Origin of the sequence: Amycolatopsis ponsaeliensis (assembly GCF_030182635.1) — a bacterium.
Lineage (GTDB): Bacteria > Actinomycetota > Actinomycetes > Mycobacteriales > Pseudonocardiaceae > Amycolatopsis > Amycolatopsis ponsaeliensis.
This window is the reverse complement of the sequence record NZ_JAPZLD010000054.1, coordinates 35,313-50,324: the sequence shown is the minus strand read 5'-3', so window position 1 is coordinate 50,324 and position 15,012 is coordinate 35,313. Positions and strand designations below refer to the sequence as shown.

Below are 15,012 nucleotides of genomic sequence, written 5' to 3'. Positions count from 1 at the left end.
ACTCCAATGCCGTTAAGGCCACCTTACGGGCGTCTGACGCCCGTAAGGTGGCCTTAACGGCATTTCGGGGGTCAGCCGCGGGCGGTGCGAGGCCAGGGGTTCGCCGCCTCCAGCTGGGCCGCCAAGCCCAGTAGCAACGACTCCCCACCCGGCTTCGCCACGAGCTGGACCGACGTCGGCAGCCCCGACCGGGCCGACCGGCCGATCGGGACCGTGATCGCCGGGTAGCCCGCGAAGTTCCACTGGCCCGTGAAGCCCGCCAGACGCGTCGACGGCAGGACGTTCGTCAGCCACCGGCGCTCGTGCCAGCGGCCCGCCTTCACCGGCCAATGCGACAGCGTCGGCGTCATCAAGACGTCGTGGGACTCGAAGAACTCCGCGGCCCGCGAGACCCACCGGTCACGCGTGCCCGACCGGATCAGGCCCGCTCGCTCGATGAACCGGCCCACCCGGACGTGCGTGCGCGTTCGCCGCTGGAACCGCCCGAAGTCGAAGTCCGCGGCCTGCCGCGCCGGGCCCGCGCACCAGCGGGCCGTCATGCCCAGGACCATCGTCGCCGGGTAGCGCGGGGCGGCCGGTGAGACCGCGTGACCGGCCGACGAAAGCAGCCCCGCCGCCTGCGAAACCGCCGCGACCAGCTCGCGGGGCACCGGCGTGCGCAGCAGCGGGACCGTCGTCGACATCCCGATGCGCGACGCCGGCGGCGGGGAAACGACGGCCAAAGCGGGAGAAGCGGCCAGCACCGAGACCAGCAAAGCCGCGTCGGCGACCGTCGTGGCCAGCGGGCCGTGCACCGACATGCCGAACCAGCCCCCTTCGGCGAGCAGGTCCGACCCCGGCTTCAGCCCGACCAGCCCGCACATCGCCGCCGGCAGCCGGACCGAGCCCATGCCGTCCGTGCCGTGGGCCAGCGGGACCAGCCCGGCCGCCACCGCCGCCGCGCTGCCGCCGGACGAACCGCCCGAGGCGTACGTCGGGTCCCAGGGGTTGCGGGCGATGCCGTCCGGGGTGTCGCTCATCGGCCAGATGCACAACTCGGGCACCCGCGTCAGCCCGACGAGCACCGCGCCGGCCGCCCGCAGCCGCGCCGCGATCACGCCGTCCTCCCCGGCAACCGCGGACGGCCCCGCCAGCGAACCGTGGGACGCGTACTCGCCCGCGATCTCCGTGACGTCCTTGACCGCGACGGGCACCCCGGCCAGCGGCAGCGAAGCGAGGTCGGGCCGTGCGGCCACCGCCGCGGCCTCCGCGAGTGCCTCTTCCGCCCGCACCCGGCGGAACGCGCCGACGACGCCGTCCGCCGCGGCGATCCGGTCGAGGGCTTCCTTGGTCACCTGCACCGGATCGAGGGTCCCGGCCCGCACCGAAGCCGCGATCTCTGCTGCCGTCGACACCATGATCGAGACCCTAGCCCACCAAAAGGTGACAGTGGCAAGGAAAACGTCTCAGATTGCGCCCGCCCGCAGCGCGTAGGCGACGGCGTGGGCGCGGTTGTTGAGGCCGCAGCGCGTCATCAGGCCGTAGAGGACGTTCTTCACCGTCCGCTCCGAGTAGCACAGCTTCGCGGCGATCTCCTCGGTCCCGAAGCCCTCGGCGACCAGCCGCAGCACGTCGCACTCGCGGGCGGCGAGCCCCGACAGCGTCAGCCCGTTCGGCTCCAGGACGTCCTTGCGCATCCGCTGGACCTGCGAAAGGAGCGCCCCCTGCAGCCGCGGCGGCAGGTTCGCCGTGCCGTCGCCCGCGGCGAGCACCGCCGTCACCAGCTCGGCGCCGCCCGTCTCGCGGCGCGGCAGGATCGCCACGACGCCGCTCTCCAGCACCGACATCAGGTCGCTCTCGCGGAAGTGCTCGACCACCAGCACGACGTGCGACGCCTTCGCCGCGCGCACCTCGCCCAGCACCGCCTCGGTGACGTGCTCCTCCATCACCAGCAGCACGTCGGGCACCAGATCGGTGATCCGGAGGTCCGGATGGGCCTCCAGCAGGGTCACCGCGCCGGCGTGCGTGATCGGGTCCGAGGCGAGGACGGTCACTTCGACGGGCTTCATGGCAGCAGTGTGGACGGCCGGTCTTCACGCCTTCCCTATTCCGTCTTCACGCGCGTGAAGAAATCACCGGCCCCCGCGAGTGAGCTCGCCGAACGCCTCCCGCGTCCGCTCCAGGCACGCCGGCATCCGCTCGGCCGCCCGCCCCCAGTCGCGCTTCGCGCGCAGGTACTCGTCCCGCGCCTCGGCGGTCCAGCCGGCCAGCTCCGGCTCCACAGTGGACTCCAGCTCGGCGAGCAGGTCGCCCAGCTCGCCGGTGATCGCCCCCATCCGGTCCAGCACCAGATCGGCGAAGCGGAAGTCGAGGTCGCGGCGCGTCATGACCGCCGCTGCCTCGGCACGCCGCCGCCGGTCAGCTCGTACAGCCGGACCAGCCGCGAGAGGATCACGTCGAACTCCTGCTCCCAGTCGCTCATCGCCTGGCCGAACCGCACCGACGCCTCGCCGCGCCACGACGCCTGCACCATCGCCATCTCGCTGTTGACGTCACGGAAGTGCGCACCGGCCGCCTCGATGGCGTACGCGAAACGGGCGGCGGCACGCTTCATGTCCTCCGTCGGCTCGGCTGCGGCCATTTTTCGGGCTCCTCGAGGTCTCGGCCGACCGAGGGTCGCGCACGCCGCCGCCCCGGCGGAACCCCGCTCGTCCGCCGTTGCCCGAATGTCCGCCATCCTTGCCTGGCGGTTCACGGTGGCCGCGTATGCTCACGTCAGGCATCCGGCGCGTGACGGTTCGTCAGCGCACGAAGGGAGACCGATGTCGGCTGCGGACGGCTCCGCACCGAGACTCCAGCTCCTCGGCCCGGTCAAGGCCTGGCACGGGGAAACGGAGCTCGACCTCGGCTCCGCGCACCGGCGGACGGTCCTCGCCGTACTGGCGATGAACCCGAACCGCACGGTTTCGCGGGAGGAGCTGATCGACGCCGTCTGGGGCGAGGCCCCACCGCAGAGCGCCCAGGGCTCCATCTACACCTACGTCTCCGGCCTGCGCCGCGCGCTCGAACCCGGCCGCGCCAAGGGCGAGGGCCCGCAGCTGCTCGCGTCGATCGGGTCCGGCTACTCGCTGCGCCTGGACGCCGGTGCGGTCGACGTCCACCGGTTCGAAACCCTGCGCGAACTGGCCCAGCGCAAGCAGTCCGCCGGCGACTCGCGCGGCGCACGCGAAGTCCTCGACGAAGCCCTCGACCTCTGGCACGGCGTCCCGCTGTCGGGGCTGCCCGGGCCGTTCGCCGCCGCCCAGCGCGCGCGGCTGGCCGAGGTGCGGCTGGCGACGATCGAGCGGCGCGCCGAGATCGTGCTGGAGTCGGGCGGGCACGCCGAGCTCATCGCCGAGCTGACCGCGCTGACCCGCGAACACCCCTTCCGCGAGACGCTGCGCGGCCTGCTCATGCGCGCGCTGGCCCGCTCCGACCGGCGGACCGAGGCGATCGCGGTCTACGCCGACGTCCGCGACCGGCTCGTCGAGTCCTCGGGCACCGAGCCGGGCCCCGCGCTGCGACGGCTGCACGACGAGCTGCGGGAGAAGCCGGCGCCGAAACCGCCGCCGACCGTGCGCGTGCCGCGCTCGCCCGTCACGTCGATGCCGGACCGCGCCGACGTCTTCGTCGGCCGGGAAGCGGAGCTGGCCCGGCTGCGCGAAGCCGTCGACGAGCTCGGCGCGGGCACCGGGCATTCGCTGTGGCTCGAAGGAGAACCGGGCAGCGGCCGGACGGCGCTGCTGGCCGAGCTGCTCGCGATGACCCAGGACTTCCGGTCCGCCTTCGCCGCGGCCGACGCGCTGGACCAGCGGTTCGCGCTGCGGCCGCTGCTCGACGCGCTGGGCGTGCACCCGCGGGCCACCGACGAGCGCCGCGCGAACCTGGCCGCCCGGCTCGCCGAGCGGTCCGGCGAGGACCCGGTCGACGGCCTGCTGGGGCTGGTCCGCGAGCTGTGCGCGGAGGCGCCGCTGGTGCTCGTGGTCGACGACCTGCACTGGGCCGACGACACCACGTTGCGCGTCTGGCGGTACCTGAGCCGGGAGACGCGGGAGCTGCCGCTGCTGCTGGTCGGCGCGAGCCGGCCGGTGCCACGACCGGCCGCGCTCGAGGAACTGCGAGCCGAACTCGACAACGATGTCACAACCGTGTTCGCGCTGCCGCCGCTGGCCGAGGCGGAGACGCACGAGCTGGCCGCCGGGCTGGCGGGCGCGCCACCCGGGCCGGGGCTGCGGACGCTGGTGTCCTACGGATCCGGAAACCCGCGCTACGTCAAGGAAATCGTCGAGACGCTGCTGACGCACTCGATGATCGTGCTCGACGGCGTCCACGCGCACCTCGACGGCAACTCGTGCCAGACCATCCCGGCGCCGCTGGGGTCGCGGATCACGCTGTACCTGAGCTTCCTCTCCAGCGGCACCCGCGACACGCTGCGCTGGGCGGCGCTGCTGGGCCGCGAGTTCTCGCTGTCGGACATCGCCGTCGCGACCGAGCGGCCGCCGACCGCGCTGGTCGGCGCGGTGGACGAGGCGATCACGTCGGGCGTGCTCGTCGAATCGGGCGACCGGCTGGCGTTCCGGCACTTGTTGCTGCGCCGCGTGCTCTACGAAAAGACCCCGGCGGCGATGCGGGTGGCGCTGCACCGGCAGCTGGCCGAGGCGTTCGCCGCCGCGCGCGCCCCCGCCGACCGCGTCGCCGAGCAGCTCGCGGCCGCGCCCGCGCAGGTCGACCCGTGGGTGACGACGTGGCTGCTGGACAACATCGGCGCGGTCGCCACCGAGACCCCGCGCGTCGCGGTCGACTTGCTGCGCCACGCCGTCACGCAGGGCGCGCTGCCGCCGGACGCGCGGGAGACGCTGACCGCGACGCTCGCGCGGCTGCTGTTCTGGCTCGGCCGCGAGCCCGAGGCGGAGGCGCGCTCGGTCGTCGCGCGGACGTCCGACAGCAGGCGGGCCGCCGAGATGCGCTGGATCCTGGCCTACGTCTACTACCGCCGCGGCGACTTCGCCGAGGCGACGGCCGAGCTGAAGCGGACGCTCGACGACGCCGACGTCCCGGAGATGTGGCGCGGGCGCCACGAGGCGCTGCTGGCCACGCTGGAGCGGCTCGGCGAGGAGACGGCCCTGGCGCCGGCCGGGCTGCACCCGCTGGACGACGCGGCGCTGTCCGTGCCGACCCTCGACAGCCTCGACGAGGCCGCCGAACCCCTCGAAGCCGCCCGGCGCATCGCCGCGACGCGCGCGGTGCCGGGCGAGATGCACCTGGCCGGCGCGGTGCACTACTACTGGCTGGGCCGCTGGCCCGAGGCCCTGTCCGAGCTGGACGCGGTGATCCGCGACGGCGCGGAAACGGCGTCGTACGTATTGCGCAGCCCGGGTTCGGCGTTGCTGGTGCACGGCGTCGGCGCGCTGATCGCCGGGCACCGCGGCCGGCCGGTACTGGCCCGCACGCACGTCGACGCGGCGGGCCGGCAGCAGTGGCCCCCGGGACTCGAGCCCGACGGCGGCGACTTCCTGCTCGCGGCCCGCGCCCTGCTGGCCGAGCAGGACGGCCGGCCCGAGGCGGCGCTGGCCGCGTTGCTGCCGCTGCTGGAGGAGCACTACCCGCCCGCGGCCCGCCACCAGTGGCTGCCCGACCTGGTCCGGCTCAGCCTGCAGCTCGGCAAGTCCGACCTCGCCCAGCAGGCGGTGCGCTTGCTGACCCCGGAGGGCGAGGTCCCACCGGCCCACGCGGCGTCGGCCGCGCACTGCCGCGGGCTGGTGACCGGGGACCCGGAACCGGTGCTGACGGCGGTTTCGCACTACCGGATCGCGGGCCGGGTGCTGAAGCAGGCCAAGGCGACCGAGGACGCGGCGATCCTGCTGGCGGAGTCGGGCCGCCTGGACGACGCGCGGATCGCGTTCCGGGCGGCGTTGACGAAGTACACGGCGATGGGCGCGGTGTGGGACGTGCGGAGGGCCGAGAGCCGGATGCAGCCGTTCGGGATCCGGCGGGCGGGTTCGGCGCGGTCGCGGGCAGTCGCCGGCGAGTGACGCCGGGCGGCCCGCCCCCACTGTCTTGAATGAGTCATTCAGGTCTTCGGAGGTCCTGAATGACTCATTCAAGACGTCCGGCGCCGGGCCATACCGATCGGACGATCGATACCACCGCGACCCCACCCCTCCCAAAGTCGTAACCCGTCCCGTGACCGGGCAACCCGATCCGGGCTTGCCACGTCAGTAAGCTCGCCGGAGTAATCGGCACCGAAGATGTCCGCCGGGGTCCTGGGGGCCCGCCCCCGGTGGGTTCGTCCCCCGAGGGAACGGCAGGGACATGCAAGGGGAAGCGGACACCGGTCTGCGAGTGGGCTTGCTGGGTCCCCTACGGGCCTGGCGCGGGACGGCCGAGATCGGCCTGGGTCCCGCTCGTCAGCGCGCGATCTTCGCCGTGCTCGCGGTCAACGCCGGGCGCCCGGTCCCGCGCGCCGAACTGATCGCCGGGGTCTGGGGCGACTCCGCGCCCGCGAGCGTCGAAGGCAGCGTCCACACCTACGTCTCCGGGCTGCGGCGGGCGCTCGAACCGGACCGGTCGCGCTGGTCGGCCGCCAGTGTCCTCGTATCGGATCCCGCCGGGTACTCGCTGCTGCTCGACGAGGACGCGCTCGACGCCGCCGTCTTCGAGCGCCACCGCGAACGCGCGCAGCAGCACCTCGACCGCGGTGATCCGCGGGCGGCCGTCACCGAGCTCGACGCCGCCCTCGCGCTCTGGCAGGGGGAAGCGCTCTCCGGCGTGCCCGGCGGGTTCGCCGAGCGGCACCGCGAATACCTCGCCGAGCTGCGGCTGAACACCCTCGACCGGCGCGCCCAGGCGCTGCTCGCCCTCGGCGGGCACCTCGACCTCGCGCCGGAGCTGGCCGTGCTGGCCGGCGAGCACCCGCTGCGGGAGTCGCTGCGCGAGTCGCTCATGCTCGCCCTCTACCGCAGCGGCCGGCACGCCGACGCCCTCGACGTCTTCCGCGACGCCCGCGCCACCCTCGTCGCCGAGCTCGGCGTCGAGCCCGGCCCCGCACTGCAACGCCTCCACCAGCAGATCCTCGCCCAGGACCCGGGCCTCGACGCGCCCGTCGCACCGGTCGAGACCACCGGGCACCGGCTCTTCGGCCGGGAAGCCGAGACCACCCGGCTCGCCGAGCTCGTCGCCGACGTCCGGGCCGGGCGCGGCCGGGCCGTGTGGATCGAGGGCGAAGCCGGCATCGGCAAGTCCGAGCTGCTCACCAGCACCCTGCCGGACGGCCCGGGCTTCCAGCGGCTCTGGGCCGCCGCCGACGAGCTGAGCACCCGCTTCCCGCTGCAGGTGATGCTCGAGTGCCTGGCGATCGACGCGCATTCGGCCGACCCGCGGCGCGCGAAGGTCGCCAACGAGCTCGCCGGTGAAGGCCCGGTGCGCCGCGGCCTCGGGCCCGCCGACCCGGTGCTGGGCGCGGTCGACCGGCTCCTGGCCCTGGTCGACGAGCTGTGCGCGCGCTCGCCGCAGGTGCTGGTGGTCGACGACCTGCAGTGGGCGGACGAGGCGTCCGTGCTGGTCTGGCACCGCCTCTGCGCGGCGACCCGGCAGCTGCCGCTGCTGCTGGTGGCCGCGACCCGGCCCGCGCCGGACCGCACCGAGCTCGCCCAGCTGCGCCGCGGCGTGCAGGCGCGCGACGGCGTGGTGCTCGACCTCGCGCCGTTGACCGGCGAGGACGTCGGACGGCTGATCGAGGACCAGATCGGCGCCGCCCCCGGCCCCGGGCTGCGCGAGCTGGCCGCCCGTGGTGCCGGGAACCCGTTGTACGTCAAGGAAATGGTCGACGTCCTGCTGCGGGCCGGTGCGGTCGAGGTGAGCGGCGGACTGGCCGACGTCGACGACCCGGCGGAGTTCGAAGCGCCGCGTTCGCTGGTCGCCGCGGTCGACCGGCGGCTCGACTTCCTCCCCGCCCGGACGCAGGAGGTGCTGCGCTGGGGTGCGCTGCTGGGCATGGAGTTCGCCGTCGGGGACATCGCCGCGGTGCTCGGCACGCGGCCGTCGGACCTGCTGGAACCGCTGGAAGAAGCCGTCGCCGCGAACGTCCTGATCGACACCGGGACGCAGCTCGCGTTCCGGCATCCCCTGCTGCGCCAGGCGCTTTACGACCGGCTGCTCGCGGGGACGCGGGCGGCGCTGCACCGGCAGGCCGCGGAAGCGCTTGCCGGGATCGGCGCCCCCGTCAAGCGCGTCGCCGAACAGCTGGTGGCCGCACCGGCCACTGTGGACGAATGGGTGCTGGACTGGCTCGCCGCGCACCACGCGGCCGTGTCCAACCGGGCGCCGCTGATCGCCGTGGAACTGCTGGAACGCGCGCTCGCCGCCGGTGCCGGGCCGCGTCGCGAAGTGCTGCTCGTGGCCCTGGTCAAGGTGCTGTTCCGGCTGGAGCGAAACCCGGAATCCCTGGCGCAGCAAGCCTTCGACGTCGCCAGCGACCCGGACGCCGCCGAGGAGATGCGGCACGTCCTCGCGGCGCTGAAGCACCGCCGGGGCGACACCGAAGGCGCGGTCGCGATCCTCGCCACGTCGGCCGACGACCCGGCCGTGCCGGAGCTCTGGCGGGTCAAGCACCGGCAGCTGCTGGCGAACTTCCGCCGCGGCGATCTGTCCGATTTGGACGCCGCGGAGAAGGCCGCCTACGAGACCAAGGCGTTCGCCGGCGGCGACCGGTACCTGACGGCGCACGCGCTGCAGTCGTTGTGGCTGGTGGATTCCGTCCGCCGCGAGCACGACTCCGCGCTCACGCACATCGACGCGGCGATCGAGGCCGTCGGCGACGAGCACGAGCTGGCCGACCTGCACCTCGACCTGCTCGACAACCGCGTGTTCACGCTCCAGAACCTCGACCGGCTCGCCGAGGCGAACGCGGCGTTGCGCGCGGCAGGCGACGTCGCGGCCCGGCACTCGATGCCGGTGGGGCTGCAGGTGTCCGTCGCGGTGCACCGGTACTGGGAAGGCCGCTGGGACGAGGCGCTGGTCGAGCTGGACACGGTCACCGAAGACGGCCCGGCGATCACGTTCTACGGCCTGCGCGAACCCGGCCCTGCGGCCCTGCTGCTGCACGGCGTCGCGGCGCTGATCGCCGGCCGCCGCGACGACCGCGCGCAGGCGGCGGCCCACCTCGACGCGGCGGAGGAGTACGCCCCGGCGACCGGCGCCGAACGCGAGAGCTTCGACTTCCTGCTGGTCGCGGACGCCCTCGCGGCCGAGCAGCGCGGCGACCGGGCTCGCGCGATGGCTGTCCTCGAGCCGATCCTGAACCCGACGTACGCGCAGATGATGCTGCGCCACCAGTGGCTCCCGACGTTCGTGCGGCTGGCGATGGAGCAGGACGACGTCGTCCGCGCCCGCCGGGCCCTGGAGGTCTGCGAGGAGGAGGCGGCGAAGGAACGACGGCCGGCGCGGGCGCACGCGGCGGTGTCGTGGTGCCGGGGCCTGATCGAGGGCGACCCGGCGGCGGTGCTCGCGACGGCGGAGCACTTCCGCGCGGTCGGCCGCCGTCCGGAGCTGGCGTCCGTGCTCGAAGACGCGGCGGAGCTGCTGGCCCGCGCGGGCCGCCTCGACGCGGCGCACGCGGCGTTCGAGGAGGCGGCCGAGATCTACACGGCGCTGGGGGCGCGCTGGGACCTGCGCCGGGCGGAGACGCGGCTGCGGCGGCTGGGCGTCCGGCGCGGGGCGTTGTTCTCCGCGGTCCGGCCGGGCCACGGCTGGGAGTCGCTGACGCCGATCGAGGTCCGGATCGCGAGCCTGGTCGCGGACGGCCGGTCGAACCCGGACATCGCGGCGGAGCTGTCGCTGCCGCGGCGGACCGTGCAAGCCCACGTCACGAGGTTGCTGGGCAAGCTGGAGACGCCGTCACGCTCGGGCGTCGCCGACGCCTTCCGGCAGCGGCCCTGACGCGTTGGCCTTCGCGACCCGGCCGAGGAACCGGCCCGAGTCCTTGACCGTCCGCACCTGCGTGTCGAAGTCGACGTGGACCAGGCCGAAGCGTTGCGAATACCCCATCGCCCACTCGAAGTTGTCCAGCAGCGACCACGCGATGTACCCGCGCACGTCGGCACCCAGCCGGATCGCGTCGTGCACCGCGCGGACGTGCTCCATGAAGTAGTTCACCCGGGCCGCGTCGTGCACCCGGCCGGACGTCACCTTGTCCACGAAGGACGCGCCGTTCTCCGCCACCACCATGGGCAACCCGCCCGACCGCTCGGAAAGCCAGCCGAGCAGCGAAGTGAGCACGGAAGGCGCCTGCTCCCAGCCGAACGCCGTCAGCGGCGGCGGAGCCGGCAGCACGTCCAGCCCCCGCAACCCCGGCAGCGGGCAGTTGCCGTGCACCAGCGGATCCGCCGAAGGCGTCACCCGCGCGGGCGCGTAGTAGTTCACGCCCAGCCAGTCGATCGCCGCCGCGATGGTGTCCGTGTCGCCGTCGCGAATCGACGCCGCGAACCGGCCGCCGTGATGAGCCACGTCGGACAGCACGTCCGCCGGGTATCCCTTGCCCAGCACCGGGTCGAGGAAGAACCGGTTGTGGATCCCGTCGAACTTCCGCGCCGCCTCGAGGTGTTCCGGCGTCGAACCGTCCGGGATGGCGGGCGCGAAGTTCAACGCCAGTGAGAACTCGTGCCCCGGCCGCGCCTGCTCGGTCAGCGCCCGCGTCGCCAGCCCGTGTCCCAGCAGCAGGTGGTGCGCCGCGACCAGCGCCGTGTCGTAGTCCTGGACGCCCGGCGCGTGCACCCCGCTGCCGTACCCCAAGAACGCCGCGCAGAACGGCTCGTTGACCGTCGTCCACTGGTTGACACGATCGCCCAACGCGTCGTGGACCACCGCGGCGTACTCGGCGAACCGGTAGGCCGTGTCGCGCGACGGCCAGCCACCCGCGTCCTCCAGGGCCTGCGGCAGGTCCCAGTGGTAGAGCGTCACCACCGGCACGACGTCGCGGCGCAGCAGCTCGTCCACCAGCCGGTCGTAGAAAGCCAGGCCCGGAGCCGACGGCGTCCGCCCGTCCGGCATGACCCGCGGCCACGCCACCGAGAACCGGTAGGCACCGAGGCCCAGATCCGCCAGCAGCCCGATGTCCTCGGCGAACCGGTGGTAGTGGTCGCACGCGACCTCGCCGGACGCGCCGCCGAGGACGGCACCCGGGCGGGCCGCGAACGTGTCCCAGATGGACGGTCCGCGGCCGCCCTCGGAAACCCCGCCTTCGACCTGGTAGGACGCGGTGGCCGCGCCCCACAGGAACCCCGGTGGGAAGGAAAGACCGGTCATACTGGCGCCCCTTTCAGGATCCCCCGGACGATGTGGCGGCCCAGCAGCAGGAACAGCGCGATCACGGGCAGGACGCCCACGGTCGCGCCGGTGAGCATGAGCGCGTAGTCGGTGTAGTAGCCGCTGGCCAGCTGCGACAGGGCGACCTGCACGGTCGGCGTTTCGTTCGGGTCGAGTACCACCAGCGGCCAGAAGTAGTCGTTCCACGCGGCCATGAACGTCAGCATCGCCAGCACCGCGGCCGCCGGGCGCAGCGCGGGCACCGCCACGTGCCAGTAGGTGCGCAGGATCGAACAGCCGTCGACGGTCGCCGCGTCGACGAGTTCGGCGCTGATCGCGTTCTCGCACGCCTGGCGCATCCAGAACACGCTGAACGCGCTGAGCAGCCCCGGCACGATCACCGCCTCGAGCCGCCCGTACCAGCCGAGTTCGCCGACCACCAGGTAAAGCGGGATTACACCGAGCTGCGCCGGCACCATCGCCGAGCCGACGACCAGCAGGAACAGCGTGTTGCGGCCGCGGAACCGCAGCCGGGCGAAGGCGAACCCGGCCAGGCTCGCCAGCACGACGTTGGACACCATGACGGTGCTCGCGACGATCAGCGAGTTGCCCAGCGCCAGCCAGAAGTCGACGGTGTCGAAGACGCGCCGGACGTTCTCGACGAGGTGCCCGCCCGGCAGCAGCAGCGGAGACGTCTCCCCGATCGCCGAGTTGTCGCGAGTGGACACGACGAACGACCAGTACAGCGGGAAGATCGACGCGCCGAGCACGCCGGTCAGCACCGCGTAGACCCAGCCGGCGGGGCGTCTCACGCCGACCTCACGAACCGGCGCACGAGCCGGTAGTTGACCAGCGCGAACACCGCGCAGACCACGAACATCACCCAGGTCAGCGCGGCCGCGTAACCGGCGTCGAAGTGCGTGAACCCCTTCTCGTACAGGTACATCACGAGCGTCTGGAACTGGCGGTCGTTGCCCCCGGTCCCGCCCGACCCGCCGGCGTCGAACAGCTGCGGTTCGGCGAACAGCTGCAGGCCGTTGACCGTGCCGGCGATGGCGGTGAAGGCCAGCGCGGGCCGGATGCCCGGCACGGTGATCGACCAGAACGTCCGCCAGCGCGAGGCGCCGTCGATCGCGGCGGCTTCGTAGAGGTCGCCGGGGACGGCCTGCATCGCGGCCAGGTAGATGAGCGCGTTGTAGCCGGTCCACCGCCAGAGCACCATCGACGCCACCGCGAAGTGCGACGTCCAGCTCGACGCCTGCCAGTTCACCGGCGCGACGCCGAACCAGCCGAGGACCTCGTTGACCACGCCGTAGTCCCGGCTGAACAGCTGCCCGAACACGAGCCCGATCGCGACGACGGACACGACGTTCGGCAGCAGGATCCCGGTGCGCCACCAGGTCGCGCCGCGCAGCGGGCGGTCGAGCAGCGCCGCGATGCCCAGCGCCAGCAGGAACTCCGGGACCGCGGCGAGCACGAAGATGCCGACGGTGTTGGCCAGCGCGTTGTAGAAGTTCGGGTCCGCGAGCAGCTCGCCGTAGTTCGCCAGGCCGAGGTAGCCCCGGTCGCCTTCCAGCAGGTTCCAGTCGTGCAGCGACACCCACGCCGTGTAGAGCAGCGGGAAGGCGCCGAAGACGACGAACAGGCCGAAGAAGGGCGCGACGAACAGCAGCGGCGTGGCCTTGCGGTCGAAACGGGCGAGCCGGTGGTGCACGCGCGCTACTTCAGGGCGGCTTGCGCCTGCTGGACGGCTTCCGCCCAGGCCTGGTCGACGCCGTCGGTCTTGTCCTCGATCCGGCCGAGCGCGCGGCCGAACTCGGGCCGGACGTCGGCGTCGTGCAGGCCGCGGTAGTTGGGCCGCAGCTGGTCGGCGGACGCGGCGAAGATCCGCCCGATCGGCGCGTCCCCGAAGTACGGGTCGGTGTGGGCGACGACCTGCGGGTCCGCGTAGACCGACGGCTCGCTGGGCAGGATGCCGTCGGAGAGGAAGAGCTTCTTCTGCTGCTCCGGCGCGGTCAGCCACTTGGCGAGCTCGTACGCCTCCTTCGGGTGCTCGCTCTGCTTCGGCACGGTCAGGAACGAACCGCCCTGGTTGCCGCTCTTGCCGGGCACGGTCGTGACGTCCCACTTGCCCTTGCCCGCGTCGCCGCCGGCTTCCTTGATCTGGCTGAGCATCCACGCCGGGCAGGCGACGGTCGCGAAGGAACCCTGCTTGATCGCCACGTTCCAGGCCTGCGTGAACGTCGTCGCGGCCGCTGTCTCCCCCTTCGCCGCGATGCCGCCGGCGAGGGTGAAGGCGTTGTGGACGCTGGGGTTGCGGTCGCCGATGAAGGAGTCGTCCTTGGCCGAGAAGTAGTTCTCGGGCGACTGGTTGAGCATCGCCGTGTAGACGGTCCCGGCCGAGTCCGCGAACTTCACGTTCGGCGTCTTCTCGGTGAACCGCTCGGCGGCCGCGGCGTAGGCGTCCCAGTCGGGCATCAGCTTCGCGACCTCGTCACGGTCGGTCGGCAGGCCCGCGGCCTGGAACAGGTCGCGGCGGTAGCAGAGGGCGAGGCTGCCCATGTCGGTACCGAGGCCGAGGACGAACGCGCCGTCGGTGCCCTGCGCCCACTTCCAGGGCGCCCACTGCTTTTCGAGCTCTCCCGCGCCGTAGGAGGCGAGGTCGACGAACTTGTCCTTCGCCTTCCGGTACTGCGGGATGTACTGCTCTTCGATCGCGACGACGTCGGCGGCACCGTGGCCGGTGGCGAGCTGCGTCGCGAGGCCCTTGTGGTGGGTGTCGAAGTCGGTGACGCGGTTCTGCACCGTGATGTCCGGGTGCAGCTTCTGGTACTCGGCGATCAGCGGCGCGTAGCCGAATTCGCCGAAGGTGGCGATGGTGAGCTTCGTCGGGCCACCGGAGTCAGCGGGACTGCAGGCGGCGAGCGGGATCAACGCGGCGACCGCGACGGCGGTCCGGCGGACGATCGTGCGCAACGGGCTTCCTCAGATCACACCGGCCCGCACGGCGTAGGCGACCGCGTGCGGCCGGTTGCGCAGGTTGAGCCGGTTGGTCATGGCGTAGATGACGTTCTTCACGGTCCGCTCCGAGTAGCAGAGCTTGCCCGCGATCTCCGCAGTGTCCCAGCCTTCGGCCATCAGGCGAAGCACATCCACCTCGCGCGGCGTCAGTGCCGCCGGCGAACCCTCGTGGGCCAGGGCCTCGACCTGGTCGCGCAGCGACGTCGTGCGCCCCCGTGCGGCGGCCAGCACGCTGTCGGTGAGCCGGTCGAGCGCGGTCCGCGGCAGGACGACGGAGACGTGGCAGTCCGCGAGCAGGCTCAGGTGCCCGGGGTCGACGTGCCCGGCGACCAGCACGATCGCGGCGGGCGACTCGGCGGAGGCGGCCCGCAGCGCGGCGATCACCTCGCGGTCGACCTGCCCGACGGCGAACACGAGCACCGCCGCCTCGCCCCGCCGGGCGCGCGGCACGACCAGCAGCTCCGGCCGGGACTTGAGGTGGTTGATCAAGCCCGTGAGCGCAATCGGGTCCGACGCCCACGCCGCCACTCGCACCTGGTCCATCGAGGCCCCTCCCCACTGTCCGTGTTCTGGTGGTGCCAGTCTGCTGAGGTCGCCTTCACGAATTCTCTAACCGAGGTGCAGCCCTTCTTCACATCGTGAAGCGGGCCGTCGACTACCGTCGTGGGGCAC

At 73.1% G+C, this 15,012-nt stretch carries 11 protein-coding genes; 2 read left to right on the top strand and 9 right to left on the bottom strand.

The window, feature by feature from the left end:
• Nucleotides 1-71: 71 nt before the first annotated feature.
• The 4 genes from QQ657_RS47725 to QQ657_RS47710 all read right to left on the bottom strand — a co-directional run bounded on the left by QQ657_RS47725 (nt 72) and on the right by QQ657_RS47710 (nt 2,620).
• Nucleotides 72-1,397, bottom strand: a complete 1,326-nt coding sequence (locus QQ657_RS47725; protein WP_284749061.1) for an amidase — start codon at nt 1,395-1,397, stop codon at nt 72-74.
• 48 nt (nt 1,398-1,445) lie between these two features.
• Complete coding sequence (locus QQ657_RS47720; RefSeq protein ID WP_284749060.1) at nt 1,446-2,048, bottom strand: helix-turn-helix transcriptional regulator; 603 nt, start codon at nt 2,046-2,048, stop codon at nt 1,446-1,448.
• A gap of 63 nt (nt 2,049-2,111) precedes the next feature.
• Nucleotides 2,112-2,366 (bottom strand): WXG100 family type VII secretion target, encoded by a 255-nt coding sequence (locus QQ657_RS47715; RefSeq protein ID WP_284749059.1) that lies wholly within the window; start codon nt 2,364-2,366, stop codon nt 2,112-2,114.
• Nucleotides 2,363-2,620 (bottom strand): WXG100 family type VII secretion target, encoded by a 258-nt coding sequence (locus tag QQ657_RS47710; RefSeq protein ID WP_284749058.1) that lies wholly within the window; start codon nt 2,618-2,620, stop codon nt 2,363-2,365. Before QQ657_RS47710 ends, QQ657_RS47715 begins: the two co-directional genes overlap by 4 nt.
• Before the next feature lie 181 nt (nt 2,621-2,801).
• On the opposite strand from QQ657_RS47710, the gene QQ657_RS47705 reads away from it, so the two are divergent.
• Together QQ657_RS47705 and QQ657_RS47700 are read left to right on the top strand one after the other, a co-directional pair.
• Nucleotides 2,802-6,050 carry an ATP-binding protein gene (locus QQ657_RS47705; protein WP_284749057.1) on the top strand — a complete coding sequence of 1,083 codons (3,249 nt, stop codon included), beginning with the start codon at nt 2,802-2,804 and terminating at the stop codon, nt 6,048-6,050.
• 280 nt (nt 6,051-6,330) lie between these two features.
• Complete coding sequence (locus QQ657_RS47700) at nt 6,331-9,954, top strand: ATP-binding protein (RefSeq protein ID WP_284749056.1); 3,624 nt, start codon at nt 6,331-6,333, stop codon at nt 9,952-9,954.
• On the opposite strand, the gene QQ657_RS47695 is transcribed toward QQ657_RS47700, so the two are convergent.
• The 5 genes from QQ657_RS47695 to QQ657_RS47675 are packed head-to-tail and all read right to left on the bottom strand — an operon-like array spanning nt 9,913 to nt 14,883.
• Nucleotides 9,913-11,319, bottom strand: coding sequence for a GH1 family beta-glucosidase (locus QQ657_RS47695; RefSeq protein WP_284749055.1), 1,407 nt, complete (start codon nt 11,317-11,319; stop codon nt 9,913-9,915). The genes QQ657_RS47700 and QQ657_RS47695 overlap by 42 nt on opposite strands.
• Complete coding sequence (locus QQ657_RS47690) at nt 11,316-12,131, bottom strand: carbohydrate ABC transporter permease (protein WP_284749054.1); 816 nt, start codon at nt 12,129-12,131, stop codon at nt 11,316-11,318. The genes QQ657_RS47695 and QQ657_RS47690 overlap by 4 nt, the downstream gene beginning before the upstream one ends.
• The gene (locus tag QQ657_RS47685) at nt 12,128-13,033 is read right to left on the bottom strand and encodes a carbohydrate ABC transporter permease (protein ID WP_284749053.1); all 906 of its coding nucleotides are present in this window, start codon (nt 13,031-13,033) and stop codon (nt 12,128-12,130) included. Before QQ657_RS47685 ends, QQ657_RS47690 begins: the two co-directional genes overlap by 4 nt.
• Before the next feature lie 5 nt (nt 13,034-13,038).
• Nucleotides 13,039-14,295 (bottom strand): ABC transporter substrate-binding protein, encoded by a 1,257-nt coding sequence (locus QQ657_RS47680; protein WP_284749052.1) that lies wholly within the window; start codon nt 14,293-14,295, stop codon nt 13,039-13,041.
• 9 nt (nt 14,296-14,304) lie between these two features.
• Nucleotides 14,305-14,883 carry a helix-turn-helix transcriptional regulator gene (locus QQ657_RS47675; protein ID WP_284749051.1) on the bottom strand — a complete coding sequence of 193 codons (579 nt, stop codon included), beginning with the start codon at nt 14,881-14,883 and terminating at the stop codon, nt 14,305-14,307.
• Nucleotides 14,884-15,012: the final 129 nt, after the last annotated feature.